The 23,742-nt window shown below is 71.2% G+C and carries 19 protein-coding genes; 13 read left to right on the top strand and 6 right to left on the bottom strand.

The window, feature by feature from the left end; genetic code table 11:
• Positions 1-42 precede the first annotated feature (42 nt).
• On the top strand, positions 43-2,697 hold the full coding sequence (polA, locus tag ABZ532_RS00885) for a DNA polymerase I (protein WP_361278639.1): 2,655 nt from the start codon (positions 43-45) through the stop codon (positions 2,695-2,697).
• Positions 2,698-2,832: 135 nt separating this feature from the next.
• On the opposite strand, the gene ABZ532_RS00880 is transcribed toward polA, so the two are convergent.
• The gene (locus ABZ532_RS00880; RefSeq protein ID WP_361278146.1) at positions 2,833-3,690 is read right to left on the bottom strand and encodes a DUF4184 family protein; all 858 of its coding nucleotides are present in this window, start codon (positions 3,688-3,690) and stop codon (positions 2,833-2,835) included.
• Between the two features lie 261 nt (positions 3,691-3,951).
• Between ABZ532_RS00880 and ABZ532_RS00875 the strand changes: the two genes are divergently transcribed.
• The 3 genes from ABZ532_RS00875 to ABZ532_RS00865 all read left to right on the top strand — a co-directional run bounded on the left by ABZ532_RS00875 (position 3,952) and on the right by ABZ532_RS00865 (position 6,991).
• Positions 3,952-5,685 (top strand): lytic transglycosylase domain-containing protein, encoded by a 1,734-nt coding sequence (locus ABZ532_RS00875; protein ID WP_361278144.1) that lies wholly within the window; start codon positions 3,952-3,954, stop codon positions 5,683-5,685.
• Between the two features lie 157 nt (positions 5,686-5,842).
• Positions 5,843-5,980 carry an SPW_0924 family protein gene (locus ABZ532_RS00870; protein WP_361278142.1) on the top strand — a complete coding sequence of 46 codons (138 nt, stop codon included), beginning with the start codon at positions 5,843-5,845 and terminating at the stop codon, positions 5,978-5,980.
• A gap of 18 nt (positions 5,981-5,998) precedes the next feature.
• Entirely contained in the window at positions 5,999-6,991 is a 993-nt protein-coding gene (locus ABZ532_RS00865) for a DUF3068 domain-containing protein (RefSeq protein WP_361278140.1), read from the top strand.
• On the opposite strand, the gene hrpB is transcribed toward ABZ532_RS00865, so the two are convergent.
• Both hrpB and ABZ532_RS00855 read right to left on the bottom strand, forming a co-directional pair.
• Positions 6,981-9,515 (bottom strand): ATP-dependent helicase HrpB, encoded by a 2,535-nt coding sequence (hrpB, locus tag ABZ532_RS00860; RefSeq protein WP_361278138.1) that lies wholly within the window; start codon positions 9,513-9,515, stop codon positions 6,981-6,983. The two genes, ABZ532_RS00865 and hrpB, sit on opposite strands and share 11 nt — an antisense overlap.
• Positions 9,512-10,339, bottom strand: coding sequence for a class I SAM-dependent methyltransferase (locus tag ABZ532_RS00855; protein ID WP_361278136.1), 828 nt, complete (start codon positions 10,337-10,339; stop codon positions 9,512-9,514). The genes hrpB and ABZ532_RS00855 overlap by 4 nt, the downstream gene beginning before the upstream one ends.
• Positions 10,340-10,733: 394 nt before the next feature.
• On the opposite strand from ABZ532_RS00855, the gene rpsA reads away from it, so the two are divergent.
• The 4 genes from rpsA (at position 10,734) to ABZ532_RS00835 (ending at position 14,357) form a co-directional block, all read left to right on the top strand.
• On the top strand, positions 10,734-12,227 hold the full coding sequence (gene rpsA / locus ABZ532_RS00850) for a 30S ribosomal protein S1 (protein ID WP_361278134.1): 1,494 nt from the start codon (positions 10,734-10,736) through the stop codon (positions 12,225-12,227).
• 146 nt (positions 12,228-12,373) lie between these two features.
• Positions 12,374-13,312, top strand: a complete 939-nt coding sequence (locus ABZ532_RS00845) for a PAC2 family protein (protein ID WP_361278132.1) — start codon at positions 12,374-12,376, stop codon at positions 13,310-13,312.
• Between the two features lie 31 nt (positions 13,313-13,343).
• Positions 13,344-13,946 (top strand): dephospho-CoA kinase, encoded by a 603-nt coding sequence (gene coaE, locus ABZ532_RS00840; protein ID WP_361278130.1) that lies wholly within the window; start codon positions 13,344-13,346, stop codon positions 13,944-13,946.
• 48 nt (positions 13,947-13,994) lie between these two features.
• Positions 13,995-14,357, top strand: coding sequence for a tetratricopeptide repeat protein (locus tag ABZ532_RS00835; RefSeq protein ID WP_361278128.1), 363 nt, complete (start codon positions 13,995-13,997; stop codon positions 14,355-14,357).
• Positions 14,358-14,360: 3 nt separating this feature from the next.
• Here the strand turns inward: ABZ532_RS00835 and ABZ532_RS00830 are convergent, their stop codons facing one another.
• Both ABZ532_RS00830 and ABZ532_RS00825 read right to left on the bottom strand, forming a co-directional pair.
• Positions 14,361-14,636 carry a DUF6343 family protein gene (locus tag ABZ532_RS00830; protein WP_361278126.1) on the bottom strand — a complete coding sequence of 92 codons (276 nt, stop codon included), beginning with the start codon at positions 14,634-14,636 and terminating at the stop codon, positions 14,361-14,363.
• Between the two features lie 123 nt (positions 14,637-14,759).
• Complete coding sequence (locus tag ABZ532_RS00825; protein WP_361278124.1) at positions 14,760-15,095, bottom strand: hypothetical protein; 336 nt, start codon at positions 15,093-15,095, stop codon at positions 14,760-14,762.
• 191 nt (positions 15,096-15,286) lie between these two features.
• Between ABZ532_RS00825 and ABZ532_RS00820 the strand changes: the two genes are divergently transcribed.
• The 4 genes from ABZ532_RS00820 (at position 15,287) to ABZ532_RS00805 (ending at position 21,798) form a co-directional block, all read left to right on the top strand.
• Positions 15,287-16,270 (top strand): slipin family protein, encoded by a 984-nt coding sequence (locus ABZ532_RS00820; RefSeq protein ID WP_361278637.1) that lies wholly within the window; start codon positions 15,287-15,289, stop codon positions 16,268-16,270.
• 137 nt (positions 16,271-16,407) lie between these two features.
• Positions 16,408-19,335, top strand: coding sequence for a DEAD/DEAH box helicase (locus ABZ532_RS00815; protein WP_361278122.1), 2,928 nt, complete (start codon positions 16,408-16,410; stop codon positions 19,333-19,335).
• Between the two features lie 76 nt (positions 19,336-19,411).
• On the top strand, positions 19,412-20,764 hold the full coding sequence (locus tag ABZ532_RS00810) for an SWIM zinc finger family protein (RefSeq protein ID WP_361278120.1): 1,353 nt from the start codon (positions 19,412-19,414) through the stop codon (positions 20,762-20,764).
• 329 nt (positions 20,765-21,093) lie between these two features.
• Positions 21,094-21,798 carry a chaplin gene (locus ABZ532_RS00805; protein WP_361278118.1) on the top strand — a complete coding sequence of 235 codons (705 nt, stop codon included), beginning with the start codon at positions 21,094-21,096 and terminating at the stop codon, positions 21,796-21,798.
• Between the two features lie 70 nt (positions 21,799-21,868).
• Here the strand turns inward: ABZ532_RS00805 and ABZ532_RS00800 are convergent, their stop codons facing one another.
• Entirely contained in the window at positions 21,869-22,552 is a 684-nt protein-coding gene (locus tag ABZ532_RS00800; protein ID WP_361278116.1) for a DUF2293 domain-containing protein, read from the bottom strand.
• A 94-nt stretch (positions 22,553-22,646) separates the two neighbouring features.
• On the opposite strand from ABZ532_RS00800, the gene ABZ532_RS00795 reads away from it, so the two are divergent.
• Positions 22,647-23,381 (top strand): hypothetical protein, encoded by a 735-nt coding sequence (locus ABZ532_RS00795; RefSeq protein ID WP_361278114.1) that lies wholly within the window; start codon positions 22,647-22,649, stop codon positions 23,379-23,381.
• Positions 23,382-23,742 lie beyond the last annotated feature (361 nt).

The following is a 23,742-nucleotide window of genomic DNA, read 5'->3' as shown; positions in this document are numbered from 1 at the left end:
TCGAAGAAGACCCCAGAAGAAACCCGCCCGCGCCTGCTCCTCATGGACGGGCACTCCCTGGCGTACCGGGCGTTCTTCGCGCTGCCCGCGGAGAACTTCACGACGGCGAGCGGCCAGACGACCAACGCCATCTACGGCTTCGCGTCGATGCTGGCGAACACCCTGCGCGACGAGGCGCCTACGCACTTCGCCGTGGCCTTCGACGTATCCCGCAAGACCTGGCGCTCCGAGGACTTCCCCGAGTACAAGGCGAACCGCTCCAAGACCCCGGACGAGTTCAAGGGGCAGGTCGAGCTGATCGGGGAGCTGCTCGACACCATGAACGCGGTGCGCTTCGCGGTGGACGGCTTCGAGGCCGACGACATCATCGCCACCCTGGCCACCCAGGCGGAGGCCGCCGGGTTCGAGGTGCTGATCGTCACCGGTGACCGGGACTCCTTCCAGCTCGTCACCGATCATGTCACCGTGCTCTACCCGACCAAGGGCGTCTCCGAGCTCACCCGCTTCACCCCGGAGAAGGTCGAGGAGAAGTACGGACTCTCCCCGCGGCAGTACCCGGACTTCGCCGCCCTGCGCGGTGACCCGTCGGACAACCTGCCGGGGATCCCCGGCGTCGGCGAGAAGACCGCCGCGAAGTGGATCAACCAGTTCGGTTCGTTCGCGGAGTTGGTCGAGCGCGCCGACGAGGTCAAGGGCAAGGTGGGCCAGGCGTTCCGCGACCACCTGGAGGCCGTCAAGCTCAACCGCCGGCTGACCGAGATGGTCCGCGACGTCGAGCTGCCCCGGTCCGTCGCCGACCTGGAGCGCGCCGCCTACGACAGGACAGCGCTCCAGGCCTTCCTGGAGGTCCTGGAGATCCGCAACCCGAGCCTGAGGGAGCGGCTGCTCGCGGTCGACCCGGGTGCAGAGGAGGAGGCCGCCCCCGCCCCCGCCGCCGGGGTGGAGCTCGACGGCAGCGTGCTGGGCACCGGTGAGCTGGGCCCCTGGCTGGATCAGCACGCCGGGCAGCCGCTCGGTGTGGCCACGGTCGCGAGCTGGGCCCTGGGTGTGGGCAGCGTCAGCGAGATCGCCCTGGCCGCGGCCACCGGCAGCGCGGCCTGGTTCGACACCACCAAGCTGGACGAGGCCGACGAGCGGGCCTTCGCCGCCTGGATCGCGGACCCGGCCCGCCCGAAGGTGATCCACAGCGCCAAGGAGGCGCTGCGGGTCTTCCCCGAGCACGGCTGGGACATCCAGGGCGTGACGATGGACACCGCGCTCGCCGCCTACCTGGTCAAGCCGGGCCGCCGCTCCTTCGCGCTGGACACCCTGTCCGTCGAGTATCTGCATCGCGAGCTGGCCCCGGCCGCCGCCGACGGTCAGCTCGCCTTCGGCACGGACGAGCAGGCCGAGGCGGACGCCCTGATGGCGCAGGCCCGGGCCGTACTCGACCTCGGTGAGGCCTTCGGCGAAAAGCTGGTGGACGTGGGCGCGGCAGGGCTGCTCCACGATGTGGAACTGCCCACGTCGCTGCTGCTCGCCCGGATGGAGCGGCACGGCATCGCCGCCGACCGCGCCCATCTGGAAGCGATGGAGCAGCAGTTCGCCGGGGCCGTGCAGCAGGCCGTCAAGGAGGCGCACGCCGCGGTCGGCCACGAGTTCAACCTCGGATCGCCCAAGCAGCTCCAGGAGGTCCTGTTCGGCGAGCTGAACCTCCCCAAGACGAAGAAGACCAAGACCGGCTACACCACGGACGCGGACGCGCTGGCCTGGCTGGCGTCCCAGACCGAGCACGATCTGCCGGTCATCATGCTGCGTCACCGTGAGCAGGCGCGGCTGCGCTCCACGGTCGAGGGCCTGATCAAGACGATCGCCGCCGACGGCCGGATCCACACCACCTTCAGCCAGACGGTCGCGGCCACCGGCCGCCTCTCCTCCATCGACCCCAACCTCCAGAACGTGCCGGTGCGCACCGACGAGGGCCGGGCGATCCGGCGTGGGTTCGTGGTCGGTGAGGGCTTCGAGGCCCTGATGACCGCCGACTACAGCCAGATCGAGCTGCGGGTGATGGCCCACCTCTCGGAGGACGAGGGCCTGATCGAGGCGTTCACCTCGGGCGAGGACCTGCACACGACGGTCGCTTCCCAGGTGTTCGGCGTCGAGCGGTCGGCGGTCGACGCGGAGATGCGCCGCAAGATCAAGGCGATGTCCTACGGACTCGCCTACGGCCTCTCGGCGTTCGGGCTGTCACAACAGCTCAACATCGAGGCGGCTGAGGCCCGGGCCCTGATGGACACCTACTTCGAGCGCTTCGGCGGGGTCCGCGACTATCTGCGCCGGGTCGTGGACGAGGCCAGGGCCACCGGCTACACGGCCACGATGCTGGGCCGTCGCCGCTATCTGCCCGACCTCAACAGCGACAACCGCCAGCGTCGCGAGGCCGCCGAGCGCATGGCGCTGAACGCACCGATCCAGGGCACGGCCGCGGACATCGTCAAGCTGGCCATGGTGCGTGTCGGCACGGCCCTGCGGGCAGCGGGCCTCACCTCCCGCATGCTGCTCCAGGTCCACGACGAAATCGTCCTGGAGCTCGCTACCGGCGAGCGCGAGCAGGTCGAGGAGATCGTGCGCCACGAGATGTCGACAGCGGTGGAGCTACTGGCACCGCTGGATGTCTCGGTGGGCGTCGGCCCGGACTGGGAGTCGGCTGCGCACTGAGCCCGGGCAAGGCCTGAAGGCGCCGGGCGGGCCGGCGGTCCGCCCGGCGCACCCGGGGTCTGCCGGGCGGGTATGTAGGGAGACCCGTCCAGGCGTCGCGCGCCGGGTGGGGCCTCCGCCAGACGGCCTGGCCGCTCAGCTCACGCCCGCGCCGTCCGCGGCGGTCTTCTCGCGGGCACCGTCAGGGGCCGGTCGGTCAGGTCGGAGCCGGACCGCCAGCGCGTAGAGCACGACCCCCGCCGCCAGCCCCGCACCCGCCCCGAAGCAGGCGGTCGGGATGATGTCGAGGGGTGTGTCGATCCGGCCCCAGTACAGGTAGAACCGCACGCAGCGATGCGTCATCCCGGCCAGCACGCACACCGCGATCAGCGCCCCGGCGGCCAGCCGGTCCCCGCGGCCGAGCAGCGGCACCCCGGGTGGCACCGGGACCGGTCCCGGCAGCCGGCGCAGTGCCGAGGTGACGAACCAGACGACGGCGATGAGCGCCATCGCCGAACTGCCGTACTGCGTGTACAGATAGAGCGGGAAGCCGGCGACCAGCTCGCTCAGCACCGGCATTGCCCGCACCCCCCAGCGGTCGAAGTGGGTGAAGGAGTCCCACACCACATGTGTCGCCGCGCCGAGCACGGCCGACACATAGAAGAGGAACATCCAGGCCGCGGGAGACCGCTGGGCCCGGGCCGGCCCCCGCAGCAGCGTATGGATCCGTCCCTGCCAGCCGTGCGGCAGCAGTGCCACCAGGGGATCGCGGACCAGCACCCACAGCCCCACCAGCGCCGCCGTGATGGCCACATCCACCGTCAGCATGCCTCTGAGGCTGTGGGTGACTGCCCCGAAGAACATCGCTTCGGGATGCAGGCTTGCCGCGAAATACGTCATATCGGGCGCGAAGGACCCCGCGAGCAGTGCCGACGCCACCAGCGGGCCCCGTGCGGAGCCGTCCCTCCTGATCCCCGGCAGCACCGCCGCGGCGTGGCTGAGTGTGAACGGCATGAAGAACCCCAGTCAGGCCGGTTGCGGACCATGTGACCCGGAAAGTGTCACCCGGTAAATGTCACCTAGTATGCGCGATGCTGATCGTCCGCCCTGTGAACGGGAGCACCTCGTCCCGCTTCATTCGGGCCGGATGACCGATGGGTGAACAACCCGCAAGAGCGGCCGGGTATCCGGTGTTTCGGTGTTCCGCCTTGCCGTAGGGTCTTGGGGGTGTCGCGCGGGGAGCGCGAGGTTTGCCAATGGGGAGGAAACAGACGTATGGCAGCGCATTTCGGCCGCCGACTGCGCAAGGGGGCGACCACCACGGCGGTGGCCGCGGCTGCGGTGGCCGCGCTCTCCGCGTCGCAGGCGCCGGGTGTCACGTCCGCCGCGGCGGGAAGCGACGGCAACGCGGCCGGCTCGACCACCCCGCCCGCGAGCACGGCCACGGGTGACTCCCCCTACTACACGGACCTCCCGCCGCTCAACACCCCGAACAAGCCAGGTGCGACTCCGCAGACCCCGGTGGTCACCGGCTCCTCGGAAGCCGGAATCCCGGCCACGGTGCTCGACGCCTACAAGCGGGCCGAGGCGTCCCTGACGACCTCCGACCCCGCCTGCCGCCTCCCCTGGCAGCTGCTCGCCGCGATCGGCAAGGTCGAGTCCGGGCACGCGAGCGGCGGCCGGGTGAGCGCCGACGGCACCACGACCTCCCCGATCCTGGGCCCGGTCCTCAACGGTGTGGGCTTCGCCAACATCTCCGACACCGACGACGGTGCGTACGACGGCGACCGGACCCATGACCGGGCTGTCGGCCCGATGCAGTTCATCCCCTCCACCTGGGACGGTTGGGGCCAGGACGGCAACGGCGACGGCGCCAAGGATCCGAACAACATCTACGACGCCGCACTCGCGGCCGGGAAGTACCTGTGCGCCGACGGCCGTGACCTGTCGCAGTCGGCGGGCATGGAGCGGGCGATCCTCAGCTACAACCACTCGCAGGAGTATCTGCGCACTGTGCTCTCGTGGTTCGAGTTCTACAACCGCGGCACCCACGAGGTCCCGGACGGCACGGGTGTGCTGCCCGTCGACCGCAGCGACGACGACGTCACACCGGGCACCACGCCGACCACCCCCGTCGCCCCGGGACCCGCGCCCGCAAAGCCCGCCGCGGCCAAACCGCCGGCCAAGCCCCCCGTACCGCCCAAGCCGCCCACGCCGTCGAAGCCCAAGCCCGGCGACGGCACGAGCACCCCGACGCCCACCGAGGGCGTCGCCCGGATCGAGGACGCGGCCAGCGGCACGCTCGCGGCCACTGCGGGTGCGGAGTTCGGCGAGCGGGTCAAGGTCCGCGCCGAGAACCGCGGCGGGACCGCCGTCGGCAAGGCCGATATCGCCTTCGAGATCGTCGGTGACACCGACGCCCGCTTCACCAAGGGACGCAAGAAGGTCCTCGTAGCCACCGGGGCCGACGGCATCGCCGTCGCACCTGTGCTGCGCGCCGGTGAGAAGACCGGGGACTTCACCATCCGGGTCACCGTCAACGGCCGCAACCTGCCCGGCGTCGAGTACCTCGCGTCCGTCGTGGCCCGCCAGGCCGACGCGCTGGAGCGCACCGGCGGCAAGGAGCTGACGGCCGTGACCGGCGCCGAGTTCGCCGAGGAGATCGAGCTCAAGGCCAGCCTCAAGGGGGCCACCGCCGCCGGTGTGGCCGTGACCGCCACCATGATCACCGATGCTGAGGACCCGGCCGAGAACACCGAGGGTCCCTGCTTCAAGGACGAGGACGGCAAGTCCGTCCGGAGCCTCACCGGGCTGAAGACCGACGAGAACGGCGTACTCGTCCTCCCGAAGATCTACGCGGACGACCAGGCGGGCGTCTTCCAGCTGCGCCTCACCACCGAGGGTGGCGCCACGCTCACCCTTGAGCTGAAGGTCACCGCCGCCCCGGTCATCGGCACGGAACCGGTCGACGGCACCGAACCGGCCGTCGACCCGGAGCCGCAGGGCTGAGACCCGGGTCCGTACCACCGCCCACCGCCCCTTCCGCCCGTCGCGGCGAAGGGGCGGTGCTGTCGTGCGGTGCGACGTGTTCTCATCTCACGGCCACGTTGCTACGGTGCCCGGACTCCGGCGTTTCTGACGCCACATCAGATGGGGGAGGACGGCCATGCGCGCCCTCGTCGCAGCCGCCATCGGGCTGGCCGCGGTGCTGCTCGTCGTGCTGCTCATCGCGGTCCTCGACGTCCCGCCGGGGGAGACATCCCCCAAGCCGCTCCTGACCACCGTCCCCGGCCCCAAGCAGTAGCCGGAAGGAGCCGCCGCCATGCGCCGCCGCGTCAGCCTGGTCCTGCTCGCCCTGGCCGTCTTCTTCGGCGCGCTGGCGCCCGTGCTGCGCTGGTACGCCTTCCCGAGGCTGGCCAAGATCCCGCCCTCGCAGTACCAGGAGATGGTGCTGGAGGCGAAGCCCGCGACGCTGCTTCGCTACGACACGATGCAGGCCGAGCAGGTCGACAAGGTCACCATCGTGCAGACCCTCAAAGGCAACGTCGAGGAGTCCCGGAGGATCGAACGGGACGCGGGGCGCGATGTCGTGGTCTGGGACTCCCTGTCGTACGTCCAGGGACCCGACGGTGCGATGGTCTCCCAGATCCCCGAGCGCTATGTCTTCGACGCCCACACCCAGGCCCCCGTGCACGCCACCGGTGAGTCGGTCGACGGCGACGCGGTGCGCCGCGAGGGCATCGAGTTCAAGTTCCCCTTCCTCACCGAGAAGCGGGACTACGAGTACTTCGACGCCCAGACCCGTACGTCGGCGCCGATCCACTACAAGGGGATCCGGACCTTCCGCGGCCTCGAGGTCTACTACTTCGAGCAGACCATCCCCTGGACCAAGGTCGCGTACCCGAAGAAGATGCCGCTCCCGGGCATCGACTCCACCACGCTGGAGAAGCAGACCGGCACCAGCCGCTGGTACACCACCAAGCGGATGTTCTGGGTCGAGCCGGTCACCGGAGCGCCCGTCAACGGTGAGGAGATCCACACCGAGGAGCTGCGCGGCGGCTCGCTGCTGGGAGGCAGGGCCAAGGTCACGGCCTTCTCGGGCCATGTGAGGATGCGCGAGGACTACGTCGACCACACCGTGGCCCTGGTCTCTGCCAACCGTACGACCGTGCTGCTGCTGGTCTCCTACCTGCCCTGGGGCTTCACGGCGCTCGGGCTCCTGCTGCTGGCGCTCTCCCTCTGTCTGGAGGCGCGCTCACGCCGACCGGAAGGGCGGCCCCCGCTGCGACATGAGTCGGCACCGGTCAGCGCCTGACCCCGCGGGTCGGCTCGGCGGTGGACGGGTCCTCGGGCCATGGATGCTTCGGATAGCGGCCGCGCAGTTCCGCTCGAACGGCCCGGTAGCCGTCGCGCCAGAAGGACGCGAGATCGGCGGTGACCGCGGCCGGCCGGCCGGCGGGTGACAGCAGGTGCACCAGGACCGGCACCCCCGCGACGGTCGGCGTCGCCGACAGCCCGAACAACTCCTGGAGCTTCACGGCGAGCACCGGCTGCTCAGCCGAGTAGTCGACCCGGATCCGCGATCCGCTCGGCACCTCGATCCGCTCGGGCGCGAGCTCTTCCAGACGCGCGGCATCGCCACTCGCCCACGGCAGCAGCCGCTTGAGCGCCTGTCCGGCATCGATACGGCCCAGATCGGCGCGGCGGCGGGCCCGGGACAGCTCCGGCTCCAGCCACTCATCGGCCCGGTCGAGCAGGGCCCCGTCATCGGCCACCGCCGGCCATGGCGCCCCCAGGACCCGGTGCAGAAACGCGAGCCGCTGCCGGAACGCCGTCGCATCCCGCGACCAGGCCAGCAGCCCGAGCCCCTCCCGCCGCAGCCCCTCCATCAGTGCACCCCGGACAAGTCCCGCACCGGGCTTCATCAGCGGTCGTACGAGCAGCTCGACCGCACCCAGCCGCAGCACCTGGCGGGCCACGAGGTCGCCGTCCTCCCAGTGCACCTCCTCACCGCCGGAGAGCAGATGCGAGGCGGCGGTGCGAGCCGTGTCCTCGTCGATGACGGCGGCGAGCCGTACCCGTGCCGACGCGGCGTGCACCGGCCGGTCCGCGACGGCCACCGCCAGCCAGGACGCACTGCGCAGCCCTGAACCCTCCCCCAGCTCGGCCCCCGTCCCGGACGCCATGAGAAACGCCCGCTCCCCGCGCGCCCGGGCGACCCGTTCGGGAAAGGCGAGCGCCGTGACGAGCCCGGCGACCGTGTCGTCCGCGGCATGGGCCACGCCGGCAGGGGCTTCGCCGCCCCGGCCCCCGGCCGCCGCCTCCGGCACCCGCTCGCCGAGCGAGCGTGCCAGTCGTCCCGCCTCCGCCCGCCAGCGCGCCCCGTAGGCGTCACCGTTCCGCCGCGCCGTGCGCCACACCGCCGCCAGATCGTCCCCGTACGCCCGGGGCGGCTCCTCGCTCAGCAGTGCCACCACCTCGCAGGCGCGCCGCGTACCCACCTCCGCGGCCCCGTCCACCAGCGCGCGGGCGAGCCGGGGATGGACACCGACGCGGGACAGCCCGACGCCCCGGTCCGTGGCGCGTCCCGACGCGTCCACCGCACCGATCGCGCCGAGCACCGCGCGGGCGGCGGCCATCGCGCCGCCAGGCGGTGGATCCAGCAGGGCGAGTCCGGATGCCGTGGGGTCGCCCCAGCACGCCGCCTGGAGGGCGAACGCGGTCAGGTCCGCGATCTGGATCTCGGGAGCGGGGAACCGGGGCAGTCGTACGTCCTCCGCCTCGGACCAGCAGCGGTACACGGTGCCCGGCGCCTCGCGCCCCGCCCGGCCCGCACGCTGGCGGGCCGCCGCCTGCGAGGCCCGCACGGTCGTCAGGGAGCCGATACCCCGTGCGTGGTCCATACGCGGCTCGCGTGCGAGACCCGAGTCCACCACCACCCGCACCCCCGGTACGGTCAGCGAGGACTCCGCCACCGCCGTCGCCAGCACCACCCGGCGCCGCCGCCCCGGCGACAGCACGGCGTCCTGCGTCGCGGCCGGTGCCCGCCCGTGCACCTGGAGTACCTCGGCGTCCACGTCCGACAGCAGCCCTGCGACCCGTGCGAGCTCCCCGGCGCCGGGGAGGAAGCAGAGCACGTCACCGGGGTGAGCGGACAGCGCCCCGCGCACCACCGATGCCACGTGCGTCAGCAGGGCCGGGTCCACCCGCATCCCGTGCGGCGGGCGCACCGGACCGGCCGGGGGAGCCCAGACCACCTCCACCGGATGCGCGACACCCTCCGCCTCGACCACCGGCGCGTCACCGAGCAGCTGTGCCCACCCGGCGGCATCCGTGGTCGCGGATGCCGCCACCAGCCTCAGCTCGGGCCGCAGAGCCGCACGCACATCGAGAAGGAAGGCCGCCACGGTGTCCGCGTCCAGATGCCGCTCATGGCACTCGTCGAGGATCACCGTGCCGACCCCGGACAGCTCCTGGTCCCGCTGGAGCCGCTGGAGCAGCACACCCGTGGTGACCACCTCGACGACGGTCCCGGGCCCGACGACCCGTTCGCCGCGCACCGTGAAGCCGACCCGCCCGCCGACCCGCTCCCCGAGCAGCCAGGCCATCCGGCGCGCCGCGGCCCGTGCCGCGATCCGGCGCGGTTCTGCGACGAGGACCTTGCCGCCGCCGCGCGCGCCGTCCTCGACCAGCCCTGCCAGGGCCAGCGGCACGAGGGTCGTCTTGCCGGTCCCGGGCGGTGCGCAGAGCACTGCCGCGCCGTGCGTGTCCAGCGCACGCCCGAGCGCGGGCAGGGCGGTCCGTACGGGCAGCCCCGCCAATGCGTCCGCGCGGATCACGCCCCGGGCTCTTCACGCTCGCAGACGAAGATCGCCGTGCCGGGGATCAGATGCCCCCGCAGCGGAGACCAGCCGCCCCACTCCTGGCCGTTCCACTCGGGCCACTCGGGCTCGACCAGATCCAGCAGCCGGAAGCCCCCGGTGACCAGCGCACGCACCCAGTCGCCGACCGTGCGGTGGTGCTCCACATAGATGGCGCGACCCTGCTCGTCCTGCTCGACGTAGGGGGTGCGGTCGAAGTACGAGGCGGCCACGCTCAGCCCCTCCGGCCCCGGCTCGTCCGGGAAGGCCCAGCGGACCGGATGGGTCACCGAGAACACCCAGCGCCCACCGGGCCGCAGTACACGCCGGACCTCGCGGAACACCTTCACCGCGTCGGGGACGAAGGGCACCGCCCCGTATGCCGAGCACACCAGGCCGAAGGAACCGTCGGCGAAGGGCAGCGCCCCCGCGTCGGCCTCCACGAGCGGGAAGCCGGTGCCGATCCGCAGCGCGTGCTGGAGCTGCCGGTGCGACAGGTCCAGGGCCACCGGTCGAGCCCCCTGCGCCGCCAGCCAGCGCGAGCACTGCGCCGCGCCCGCGCCGATCTCCAGCACGGGCAGGTCCTTCAGCGACTCCGCGGGTCCGAGCAGCCGGGCTTCGGCCTCGTCGAGCCCCTCGGGGCCCCAGACGAATCGGTCGTCGCCCAGGAACGTCCCGTGCTCCATCTGGTACTCGTCCGCGTTCCGGTCCCACCAGCCGCGGCTGGCCCGGCTGCTCTCCGCGTACTCCGCGGTGCGCCGTACTGCCTGCGGTTCGTACTTTTGTTCGTCCTCTTGGATCATCTCGCCCGTCGCTGTACGTTGCTGAAGGTCTCCGCCGGAGGCGCCACCGGGACGTGCTGCGGACGGCCGTCGTGTCGCGCGGCGCGTGCGGTGAGGCTCATCGTGGCCTCGGGGAACCTTAGTTGTGCCGGGTATGCGCTTTTCCGCCCACGGTGGTGGCCTTCGCGCATTGACCATGCCCTGCCGCGCCCTTATGCTAAAGGTTGCGCTGCGGGCTTGCGCGCCTCAGACCGAGCAGGCCGCGCTCGCATCTGTTGTATGTCCCCTCGGTTGTCGAGGCGCCATTCCCTTCGGGTTGGCGCTTCCTTGGCTGTCCGGCTTCTTCAGCTGCGATACGGGCTCACGGCGTGGTAGTGCCTACGACTTCAATGTCCGTACCGGAGCCCTTTCCCACATGACGAGCAGCACCGAGACCACCGCCACCACCCCGCAGGTTGCGGTCAACGACATCGGTAACGAGGAAGCCTTCCTCGCCGCGATCGACGAGACGATCAAGTACTTCAACGACGGCGACATCGTCGACGGCGTCATCGTGAAGGTCGACCGGGACGAGGTCCTGCTCGACATCGGTTACAAGACCGAAGGTGTCATCCCGAGCCGCGAGCTCTCGATCAAGCACGACGTCGACCCGAACGAGGTCGTCAAGGTCGGCGACGAGATCGAGGCCCTGGTTCTCCAGAAGGAGGACAAGGAAGGCCGCCTGATCCTCTCGAAGAAGCGCGCCCAGTACGAGCGCGCCTGGGGCACCATCGAGAAGATCAAGGAAGAGGACGGCATCGTCACCGGTACCGTCATCGAGGTCGTCAAGGGTGGTCTCATCCTCGACATCGGCCTCCGCGGCTTCCTCCCGGCCTCCCTGGTCGAGATGCGCCGTGTCCGCGACCTCCAGCCGTACGTCGGCAAGGAGCTCGAGGCCAAGATCATCGAGCTGGACAAGAACCGCAACAACGTGGTCCTGTCCCGCCGTGCCTGGCTGGAGCAGACCCAGTCCGAGGTCCGCCAGACGTTCCTCACCACCCTCCAGAAGGGTCAGGTCCGTTCCGGCGTCGTCTCCTCGATCGTCAACTTCGGTGCCTTCGTGGACCTGGGTGGCGTCGACGGTCTGGTCCACGTCTCCGAGCTGTCCTGGAAGCACATCGACCACCCGTCCGAGGTTGTCGAGGTCGGCCAGGAAGTCACCGTCGAGGTCCTCGACGTCGACATGGACCGCGAGCGTGTCTCCCTGTCGCTGAAGGCGACGCAGGAGGACCCGTGGCAGCAGTTCGCCCGTACGCACCAGATCGGCCAGGTCGTCCCGGGTAAGGTCACCAAGCTGGTTCCGTTCGGTGCGTTCGTCCGCGTGGACGAGGGCATCGAGGGCCTGGTCCACATCTCCGAGCTGGCCGAGCGCCACGTGGAGATCCCGGAGCAGGTCGTCCAGGTCAACGACGAGATCTTCGTCAAGGTCATCGACATCGACCTCGAGCGTCGCCGGATCTCGCTGTCCCTGAAGCAGGCCAACGAGTCCTTCGGTGCCGACCCGGCGTCGGTCGAGTTCGACCCGACCCTCTACGGCATGGCCGCGTCCTACGACGACCAGGGCAACTACATCTACCCCGAGGGCTTCGACCCCGAGACCAACGACTGGCTCGACGGGTTCGAGAAGCAGCGCGAGGAGTGGGAGCGCCAGTACGCCGAGGCGCAGCAGCGCTTCGAGCAGCACCAGGCGCAGGTCATCAAGTCCCGCGAGGCCGACGAGGCCGCTGCCGCCGAGGGTGGCACCGCCGCTCCGGCCGACGCGCCGCAGGGTGGTTCGTACTCCTCGGAGTCGGACGACAACTCCGGCGCCCTGGCGTCGGACGAGGCCCTCGCCGCCCTCCGCGAGAAGCTGGCCGGCGGCCAGAGCTGACAAGGCTCACGGCCGGACGCTAGTCGCTAGGCGATAGCACCACCGAGGCCCGCCCCCTTTCCGGGGGCGGGCCTTGGCGTTTGCCCCGGGAATGGCCGCTCTCTCCGTGATGTTGTAACGGGCAACTGGAAGAGGGGCGTTAAAAGGTGCTTGATCCGCAGAGTTTGTACGAGTGGGACCCCAAGGGGCTCGCGGTTGTCGACATGGCGCTGGCGCAGGAGTCGTCAGGGCTGGTGATGCTCTACCACTTCGACGGCTATATCGACGCGGGGGAAGCCGGCGAGCAGATCGTGGGATCGCTGCTGGATTCGCTTCCGCACCAGGTGGTGGCGCGCTTCGACCACGACAGGCTCGTGGACTACCGTGCCCGCCGGCCGCTGCTGACCTTCCGGCGCGACCGCTGGGCGGGCTATGAAACACCCGCTCTGGAGGTCCGGCTGGTCCAGGACGCCACGGGGGCGCCCTTCCTGCTGCTCTCCGGACCCGAGCCGGACGTCGAGTGGGAGCGCTTCGCGGCCGCCGTCCGGCAGATCGTCGAGCGCCTCGGAGTGCGCCTCTCCGTGAACTTCCACGGCATCCCCATGGGCGTCCCGCACACCCGGCCGGTCGGGATCACCCCGCACGGCAACCGCACCGACCTCACTCCGGGGCATCGCAGCCCCTTCGACGAGGCGCAGGTGCCGGGCAGCGCGGAAGCGCTCGTCGAGTACCGGCTGATGGAGTGGGGCCAGGACGTCCTGGGTATCGCCGCGCACGTACCGCACTACGTCGCCCGCTCCGCCTACCCCGATGCCGCGCTCACCGCCGTCGAGACGATCACCGCCGCCACGGGCCTGGTGCTGCCGGGCGTGGCGCACGCGCTCCGCGCCCAGGCCCAGCTCACCCAGACCGAGATCGAACGGCAGATCGGCGAAGGTGACGAGGAGCTGGTGACACTGGTCCGTGGACTCGAGCACCAGTACGACGCGGTCGCCGGAGCGGAGACGCGCGGCAGTCTGGTCGCCGAACCGGTGGATCTGCCGTCCGCTGACGAGATCGGCCGCGAGTTCGAGCGGTTCCTGGCCGAGCGGGAGGGCGACGCATAGCCGCGTGGAACGGACCCCTAAGCTTCCGCTCATGCTGAAGGTGGGCCTGACCGGCGGAATCGGCGCCGGCAAGAGCGAAGTGTCGCGACTGCTCGTGTCGTACGGGGCGACCCTCATCGACGCCGACAGGATCGCGCGAGAGGTGGTGGAGCCCGGTACACCCGGACTCGCCGCGATCGTCGAGACCTTCGGTCCCGAGATCCTGACCGCCGACGGCACCCTCGACCGTCCGAGACTCGGTTCGATCGTCTTCGCCGACCCCGACCGTCTGGCCGGACTGAACGCGATCGTCCACCCCCTGGTCGGCGCCCGGTCCGCCGAGCTCGAGGCCACGGCGGGGCCGGACGCGATCGTCATCCACGACGTCCCCCTGCTCACCGAGAACCACCTCGCCCCGCTGTACGACGTGGTCGTGGTGGTGGAGGCATCCGAGGACACCCAGCTCGACCGGCTGGTCCGGCTTCGCGGAATGACCGAGGCCGACGCGCGGGCCCGGATGGCCGCACAGGCCACCCGCGAGGAGCGGCGCGCCATCGCCGATCTGGTCGTCGACAACGACGGGTCCCTGGAGTCACTGGAGCCACGCGTGCGAGAGGTGTGGGAGGCGCTCACCGAGCGCGCGGCAGCCGGTTAGCCGGCGCAGGGGATGTTGAATCGCCCGAGCAAGGGGAAGGATGCGAGAGTGCCCGACACGAACCCGGAGACCCACGTCATCGACTTTCGTGCAGCCGAGCAACTGCTGGCGGCACGGGACCCGCGAGGTGCGGTGAAGCTGCTCGACTCGGTGATCGCGGCCCATCCCGAGAACACGGCCGCGCGACTGCTGCGCGCCCGTGCCTTTTTCGCCGCTGCCCAACTGCGGCCCGCTGAGCTCGAGTTCGAGATCGTCCTGGAACGCGAGCCGGACAACGCGTTCGCCCACTTCGCCCTCGCCCGCACCTACCAGCGTGCGGGCCGCCCCGAGCTGGCCCGGAAGCACTTCCGCCTGGCCGCGGCTCTCGACCCCAAGCCGGAGTACCTCGAGGCGGCCCGTTTCGAGAACTGACGGTCAGCGCGGGGGACGGTTGTCGCCCCGGTCCGGCTCGTACGGTGGGATGTCCGGGCCCGGCTGGTAGTGCGGCCCCTGGTGGAGCCGGTGCACCACCATCATGAGGTCCGCCGAGATGATCACGACCAGCACCGCGCAGGCTATGGCCCAGCCCGCCCGGCCGGTCAGGGTGAAGAGGGCGGTACCGGCGACCGCCCACAGCAGGCCCCAGACACTCAGCCAGAATCGCAACCGCAGGGGACTGCGTGCGGTCGCGGGCTCACTCCCGGTGCGCATGGCATATCGCCTCTTCCACTCCAGGGTCTACCCGGAATCCGCGGGGTATCCCCCCTGGGCCGACGCGCACTCCAGAGGGGCGGGCACACCGAGCAGCCCGTCCGTCCCGTGACTCCCGCACCCTCAGTGGACGAAGCTATAGCTCAGCCACGGGGTCGTCCCCGGCGCGATGTTGTCGAACAGCGTCGTCCCGATGTACCCCGACTCGGGGCCCTTACAGTTCGGCTCCCGGTACAGGAACATATCGATCAGCGTCGCGTTCTCGACCCGGTGCGCGCCCCTCGGAATGAACGGGAAGCAGCCGTTCACCCCGGGGTTGGACACATGGACGACACGCTTGTCCTCGGTCTCGTAGATCACGGTGCCTACCGCGGTCCGGCCGAGACCGGAACAGCCCGCGACGGCGAGGGTCAGAAGCAGTGTCCCGGCCGCGATGGCGGGACGCCGGAGATGGGGCATGGCTGGTCCTCGTCTGTCGTCTGGGGATCCCACTTGTGATCACTCGTGGTCGCCACGTTGCCGGACTTCCGCCGGGCAGGCACGTCGGAGACAGCCGCACAGGGGACCCGGACGCTCGACCGGGGGTCATCGCGGGAATACCGTTGAAGCGAGGACGGACCGGGACGAGACGGACGGCAGGGGGTGCCGTGATGGTCGAAGAGCTGGTGGTGGCCGGTGTGGCCGCCGGTTCTGCGCTCGTGGTGTACGGCCTGGCCGCGGCCAGGGTCATCAAGCAGTACGAGCGGGGCGTGGTGTTCCGTCTCGGCCGGCTGCGCGCTCGCGTCCGCGAGCCCGGATTCACGATGATCGTTCCGTTGGTGGACCGCCTGCACAAGGTGAACATGCAGATCGTGACGATGCCCGTGCCCGCCCAGGAGGGCATCACGAGGGACAACGTCACCGTCCGGGTGGACGCTGTCGTCTACTTCAAGGTGGTGGACGCGGCCGACGCGATCGTCAGCGTCGAGGACTACCGCTTCGCCGTCTCGCAGATGGCTCAGACCTCGCTGCGCTCCATCATCGGCAAGAGCGAGCTGGACGATCTCCTGTCCAACAGGGAGAAGCTCAACCAGGGCCTTGAACTCATGATCGACAGTCCGGCGCTCGGCTGGGGCGTCAGTGTCGACCGGGTGGAGATCAAGGACGTGTCGCTGCCGGAGACGATGAAGCGCTCGATGGCACGGCAGGCGGAGGCGGACCGGGAGCGCCGTGCCCGGGTCATCAACGCCGACGCGGAGCTCCAGGCGTCGAAGAAGCTGGCCGAGGCAGCGCACCAGATGGCCGACGCACCGTCGGCGCTCCAGCTGAGGCTGCTCCAGACGGTGATGGCCGTGGCCGCAGAGAAGAACTCCACGCTGGTGCTCCCGATCCCGGTCGAGCTGCTGCGCTTCCTGGAGCACGGCACCCACCGCCCCGCACCTGAGGCCGCCCTCCCGGCGCCGGCGCAGACCAAGCCCGCGAACGAGCGTGAGCCGGTGGCGCCCCCCGACGCCGTAGCGCCAGAGACACCCGCGGCCCTCGAAGGGCTGACCGGACTGACGGGCCTGGGCCTGGACCTGGACCCGCCGAAGTCAGACGCCGGCGTGATGCCGACGACCGAGGAGGACACCCCGGAGAGCCCCCGAACGGGGTGACCGCGGCCCGGCGGCCCGTATCGGCACGGGCCGGCCGAGAGGCTCTCGAGGAGCGCTGTCAGACCCCGCCCGTATGGTCGTGACCCGAAGGACCAGAAGGCCTCGAAGCCCGGCCACGGAGGGGAGGTGCCCCGCGCATGCCGCGTACGCCGCACACGCAGCCCGAGCGACTCACGCTGCACACCAGTGCAGCGGTTTTCGTCCCCGCCGCGCTGCCGCGCGAAGGGCGGGTCGCCTTCTGGAGTCCGGACGGCGACCCGCCTCCTCCCGCCCCCGGTTCGGCGGGGGAGCACACCGAGCTGACGGTGGTACGGCGGCACGGCGGCAGGGCGCGCCGACAGGTCGTCCCCGCCGTGCTGCTGTCCGTCGCCGACGCCCTGCCCCTGCTCGCCAGGGCTCGGCACGACGCCGCGGCGCACCCCGCCACGGTCTGCTGGGGAGCCGCCGCCCTGCACGCCCTCCAGCTCGTCGCACGCGGCCGGCTGCTGCCCGGTCTGACCACGGACGACCATGACGCGTGGCGGGCCGGTCCGCTCGACGCCGACGACATCGCCCACCTGCGGGCCATCGCCGCCGCGATGCCCTGCGAAGCCCATGCCACCCCGGTGCCGGGACTGCGGTCGCTGCGGCTGCCCGAGCCCGAGGCGCTGGTCAGGTCGTTCCTGGACGCGGTCGCGGACACGCTGCCCCGCACCCCGGCGGCCGAGCACGCCGTGGGACGGCCGTTCGCCGCGACGGCGCCGCAGCGCCTGCCGGAAGCCCGTGCCTGGGCCGCGGAGGCCGCCGCGGGCATGGACGCGGGGGTGCGGATCTCGCTGCGCCTCGACCTCTCGGCGTACGAGCTGTTCGACCGCGCCGACGCACGCGGGTCCGACGCCCACGGGCCGGCCGAGGACGATCCCGAAGCGACCGGGCCGGACGGGCACGGGTCCGTGCGGCGGGCCGCCACAGCCCTCGTGCAGGTGCACAGCCTTGCCGACCCGACCCTGGTCCTCGACGCCGCACGGCTCTGGGCGGGTGACGGCGAGGACCACTTCGGGCCCCGGGCCCGGATCGACGCGGTGCTGGCCCTGCGCCGCGCCGCCAGGGTGTGGCACCCGCTCGGGCGCCTCCTGGAGCGCGAGGTCCCCGACGTCCTTCCGCTGAGCGAGGACGAGCTGTACGAACTGCTGGGCGTGGCCGCGGAGCGGCTAGCTGCGGCGGGTGTGGCCGTGCACTGGCCCAGGGAGCTCGCCAGGACCCTCAGCGCCACCGCCGTGGTGCGGTCATCGGCGCCCGGGTCGGCCACCGACGGCACGCCCTTCTTCGACAGCGAGCAACTCCTCGCGTTCCACTGGCAGCTTGCGCTGGGCGGGGACCCGCTGACCGCGGGCGAGATGGACGCACTCGCCGAGTCCCATCGCCCCATCGTGCGGCTGCGTGACCGGTGGGTCGTGGTCGACCCCGCTCTCGTACGCAAGGCGCGCAAGCGGGAGCTGGGGCTCCTGGGGCCGGTGGACGCGCTGGCCGTGGCGCTCACCGGCAGCGCCGAGGTGGACGGGGAACTCGTCGAGGCCGTCCCCGAGGGCACGCTCGCCGCGCTCCGGGACAGGCTCGTCGAAGGCCCGGCGGCACTCGCCCAGCCGCCGGGGCTCGACGCGACGCTGCGCGACTACCAGCTGCGGGGGCTCGCCTGGCTGGACCTGATGACCTCACTCGGGCTCGGGGGCTGCCTCGCCGACGACATGGGCCTCGGTAAGACGGTCACGGTCATCGCACTCCATCTGCACCGTGGCAGCTACGGCGCCCGCACCGCACCGACCCTCGTCGTCTGCCCGGCGTCCCTGCTGGGCAACTGGCAGCGGGAGATCGCCCGGTTCGCGCCCGGTGTGCCCGTGCTCCGGTTCCACGGTGCCGAGCGGAGCCTGGAGGCGATCCGCACCGCGGCCGACCGCCCAGGCTTCGTCCTGACCACCTACGGCACGATGCGCACCAGCGCCGCGGCACTGGCCGCCGAGACCTGGGGCATGGTCGTCGCCGACGAGGCACAGCACATCAAGAACCCGTTCTCGGCAACTGCCAAGGCACTGCGCACCCTCCCCGCCCCGGCCAGGATCGCCCTCACAGGAACCCCCGTCGAGAACAACCTGTCGGAGCTCTGGGCCCTGCTCGACTGGACCACACCCGGACTGCTCGGACCGCTGAAGGCCTTCCGCGCCCGCCATGCCCGCGCCGTCGAGAACCACGAACACGTGGAGAACGAGCAGGCCGTCGAGCGGCTCGCCCGGCTGGTCCGTCCCTTCCTGCTCCGCCGCAGGAAGTCCGACCCCGGCATCGTGCCCGAGCTGCCGCCCAAGACCGAGTCCGACCACCCCGTGCCACTGACACGGGAACAGGCATCGCTCTACGAGGCGGTCGTGCGCGAGACCATGGCGCTGATCGAAACCGCCGAGGGCATGGGGCGCCGCGGTCTGATCATGAAGCTGCTGACCTCGCTGAAGCAGATCTGCAACCACCCCGCGCAGTATCTGAAGGAGAGCGGCGCCCGCCTCGCCGCCCGCTCCGGGAAGCTCACTCTCCTCGACGAGTTGCTCGACACGATCCTGGCGGAGGACGGTTCGGTGCTGGTGTTCACCCAGTACGTGTCGATGGCCCGGCTGATCGCCGGACATCTCGACGCCAGGGGAGTCGCCTCCCAACTGCTCCACGGCGGCACACCCGTCCCGGAGCGGGAGCGGATGGTGGATCGCTTCCAGTCCGGCGAGGTCCCCGTGTTCATCCTCTCCCTGAAGGCCGCGGGCACCGGGCTCAATCTGACCAGGGCCGGTCACGTCATCCACTACGACCGCTGGTGGAACCCGGCGGTGGAGGACCAGGCCACCGACCGTGCCTACCGCATCGGCCAGACCCAGCCGGTGCAGGTACACCGGCTGATCGCCGAAGGCACCGTGGAGGACCGCATCGCGGAGATGCTGCTCTCGAAGCGGGCGCTGGCGGACGCGGTGCTCGGATCCGGTGAGGCGGCGCTGACCGAACTCACCGACCGGGAGCTGGCCGATCTCGTATCGCTGCGGAGGCCCTCGTGACCGGCTCGAGCCGGCCGGCCAGGCCGACCAGCCGCGTCGAACGGCCCGTCCGTGGACGCACCACCAGGAGTTCGTCATGACCGCCCACCGTCACCGCACCTCCCGCGGGGACACCCCCCGCAGACCGGACGATCGCCGGCGCACATTCCCCCGGCTCGCCCCGCGCTCCGGTGACGACGCCCCCGCGGCCTCCTGGTGGGGCGACGCCTGGGTGGAGGCGCTGGAGGACACCGCGCTCGACCCGGCGCGCCTCGCCCGCGGCCGGTCGTACGCAGGGCGGGGCCATGTCGACGCGATCACCGTGACTCCGGGCAGGGTCACCGCCTATGTCCACGGCTCCCGCCCGCGCCCGTATCGCACGGACATCCGGCTGCGCACCCTCGGCGACGAGGAATGGGAGCGGCTCCTGGACATCGCGGCGGGCCGCCCCGACCACATCGCGGCACTGCTCGACAAGGACGTGCCGCACGCACTCGCGGACGCCGCCGAACTGCTGCCCGCACCCGGTGATCTGATCCCGGACTGCTCCTGCCCCGATGACGGCCTTCCCTGCAAGCACGCCGCTGCGCTCTGCTACCAGACGGCCAGGATCCTCGACGAGGACCCGTTCGTGCTGTTCCTGATGCGCGGACGTGGTGAGCAGGAGGTCCTCGCCGAGCTGACCCGGCGCAATGCGGCACGCTCGGCGGCGGAGCGGGCCACCGCGCAGCGCATCATGGCGGAGCGCACCGCGAACCGGGGCTCCATGGGGGGTCGGAGCGGCGCCGGAGGGCAGATTCCGCCGCCGCTTCTCGCGACCGTTCCCGCCGCATCCGTTCTGGCGGCTCGCAGCCTTCCGGCTCTCCCGGACCCGCTGCCCGTACCTCCGCATCCCGGACGCCCGCCCGTGTATCCGGAGGCGGCCGGAGCCCCTGACCCACTGGCCCTGGATCTGCTCGCCACCGAAGCCGCGGGGCGGGCCCACACCACACTGCGCACCGGGCGGGACCCGCTCACGGGCCTCACCCCCTGGCAGGACGCCGTCCGGCTGGCCGCCGCCCATCCCGGCTCCGGGCTGACCGCGTCCACCCGCGCGCTCTACACCGCGCTGGCCCGCGCCACCGACCGCAGCCCGACGGATCTGGCCCGTGCCGTCGCGGCCTGGCGGCAGGGCGGACTCGCGGGCCTCACCGCCCTGGAGGAGGAATGGGACCCTCCGGCCGGTCCCTTCGACCGGGCGCGCCCCGCGTTGATCGCCGCCGGTTTCCCGGACGGCCCGGCGTTCCGTCCCCGGCACAACCGGCTCTCCACCCCCGCACTTCAACTGCGCCTGGGCCGGGACGGCTTGTGGTACGGCTACGAGTCGGATCCGGGCCGCGACGACTGGTGGCCGCGCGGTATGCCCGACACGGATCCGGTCGGGGCGCTCACCGCGCTGACCGGCCACTGAGCGCACGGCCACCAGATCGGGTGTGGTGACAGCCTAAGGGCTGTCCCGTAATCCCGGGTGGATCAGCGCACGGCGTCAGATGCGGTGCATCGCAAGGCGGAGGGTCGTCCTCATACTGGGCGTATTCGGGCGATTCGACAACGCAGCGAGGTGCCGTAGCTGTCGTCGTGCGCCCGCCGGGGATTACGGGACAGCGCTTAGTGACGTTCAGTTCGATAATCGGCCCACTCGATGGGGTGAAAGGATGGCCGGCCATAACCCGATTGGCTCCATCGCGTTATTTCCGGTGCGGGACGCTACCCGTGGTCATTATCCGGAAGGCAGGAACAATGAGGCAGATTTGCCGAACAGGCCTCGTCGCAGCGATGGTCACGGGCGGTGCGATGGCAGCCGCCGGGGCCGCGTACGCCGACTCGGCCGCGCAGGGAGGCGCGGCGGGATCGCCGGGCCTGATCTCCGGGAACACCGTGCAGATCCCCGTGCATGTCCCGGTGAACGTGTGCGGCAACACCATCAACGTGATCGGCGTGCTCAACCCGGCCGTCGGCAACCGCTGTACCAACGTGGACGCCGCGCGGATCGCCACTGACATGCGGCGCATCCCCCCGCACGCCGACGCACCGCGCACCCGCACCACGGACGCCCGCGACAACGACGCCGACAACGGTGTCCTGGGCGGTGCGCTGGCCGCCGGTGACGCCCAGGGCTCCCCGGGGCTGCTCTCGGGCAACACCGTTCAACTCCCCGTCGATCTGCCGGTGAATGTCTCCGGTAATTCCCTCAACGTCGTCGGTATCGGCAACGCCTCCGTCGGTAACGTCTCGTCGAACGGGCCCGGAATTCCGGTCACTCCGAATCCGGTGTCCAGGCCGCCGATGGAGGAAGTCGCGGCAGCCCACCACGAGCCCCATCAGATGCCGGCCCAGCTGGCCTGGACGGGCGCCACGGCCGGTGCCGCCTTCACCGTCCCGGCAGGCGCGGCCCTGATCCTCGGTGGTGCCGTGCTCTACCGCCGCTTCCGCCCCGCGGCCTAGGTGTATTGGCCCGCAGGGTTGTTGACACGACTGGTACGGAAGAGACGGGGCGTTCGCGGTGACGTGGGCGTCACTCGGCCCCCGTGTCCGTCCCCTGCCGCACCGGTCCCCGCCACCTGGCCAGCAGCGCCTCGATGGCCGGAGCCACCCGCCTGCGCGCCTCAGGGCGAGGTACGCCCCGCATGAGCAGGGTGTCGTACGGCGTGTCGAGATGACGTACGGACGCACGCACCGCCGCCGTGATCGCCCCCTCGTCCAGGGCTCGTCCGGCCGCGGTGCGCCCCACCCGCCCGCTCCCGCGCTCCGAGGTGTGCGCCGCGACATCGACCGCGCGGTCCAGTGGGCAGTACGGGAACAGCCGCAGGATCTCCGCGGTCAGCGTCCCCGTGAACAGCACGTCCCGCGCGGCACGCCGCGCGGCGTCCCTTTCCCGGCGCCTGGCCCGCGCTTCCGCGTCGGCCAGGCAGGCGCGCTCGGCCCGGGCCAGGGCCTCCTCCTCCACCAGCAGACCCTGCCGCTCGTACCGTGTGCGCTGCCTGTTGTGCCGTACGACGACGGCCCACAGCGAACCGGCCTCCCGGGCACGCCGGGTGAGGGCCGCGTTCCCCCGGGGCAGAAACACCAGGTGCCCCAGGTCCGCGCAGTCCAGACAGCGCGGTGAGTTGAACTCGAGGACCATCCGCTCCAGCGGACCGCGATGGCACTCGGCGCAGCGGCGCTGCCTCAACGGCTCCACGACCACGAGAGGATCCACCGGCCCGGTCTCCCTCCGTGCGGCGGCCGCATCTCCGGCCCTGCGCCGGATAATCGCTCGATGAAGGGGCTTGGGGACTGCTACGTTCCCGCACGTGGCGAAACTCAATCAGATCATCGCAGTGGAGAAAGGCGTCAAGTCCAAGGCGCACCAGGATCTTACGGCGGCCCATCACGGCCTTCAGAAGCCCGCGCTTCTGGCCGGCATCTCCCGGACGTACCAGCCGAAGGACGAGGAGGGCGAGCAGCTTCCGCCCGAGTCGACGCTGGTGCAGATCAAGGCCGAGGACGTGCTGCGTGACACCGCGAAGACGCTGACCCGGCTGTTCGATGTGACCGCCACCAAGGACTGGGCGAACTGCGCGGCCCGCGCCGATATCACCGTCGACGGCCGGGTGCTGGTCGCCGACGCGCCCGTCTCGTATCTCCTCTTCCTGGAGAAGCAGCTGACGGACATCAACACCTTCGTGCGCAAGCTGCCGGTGCTCGACGCGGCCGAGTCCTGGTCCCAGGACCCGTCCACGGACTCCTGGAAGACCGAGCCGGTCAAGACGGTCCGGACCAGGAAGGTGCCCCGCAACCATGTGAAGGCGGAGGCCACCGAGAAGCACCCGGCGCAGGTCGAGGTGTACTACGAGGACATCCCCGTCGGTTACTGGACAACGGTCAAGTTCTCCGGAGCGCTGCCCGCCCGCCGGGTGAACGAACTGCTGGACCGGGTGGAGAAGCTCCAGCAGGCCGTGAAGTTCGCCCGTGAGGAGGCCAACGGCGCCGAGGTCACGGACCAGCGGGTCGGTGACGCCGTCTTCGGCTATCTCTTCGGTCAGTAGCCCCCTGCGGCTACGATCACACAGACTCCCCGTCCGCGGCTTCGCGGGCGGGGTGCGCGAGGAGCGCAAAGCTGAAGCTGAAGCTTGTCGTGACGAAGCGGTTCCAGTGGAGGTTCGAGTCCTCCCCCCGGCACTACCGTGCGAGCCGGGGTAGCCCAACCCGGCAGAGGCAGACCGCGATCAATCTCAGACTCTCGCTCCAGACTCAGCATTCGCCGCTCATCGCCGGATCGACCGGGCCCGGGCCCTGGTGTGTCGAAATGCCAGTTCGAATCTGGTCCGCCGAGCTCGATCGGCGGTGGTCCAAAGGCAGGACGCGACACAATGAGACTGACCCGGGTCCTCAAACGTGCCGGCGTGT

It is taken from the genome of Streptomyces sp. NPDC019396, assembly GCF_040632375.1.
GTDB lineage: Bacteria > Actinomycetota > Actinomycetes > Streptomycetales > Streptomycetaceae > Streptomyces.
This window is presented reverse-complemented; position numbering and strand designations above follow the sequence as displayed.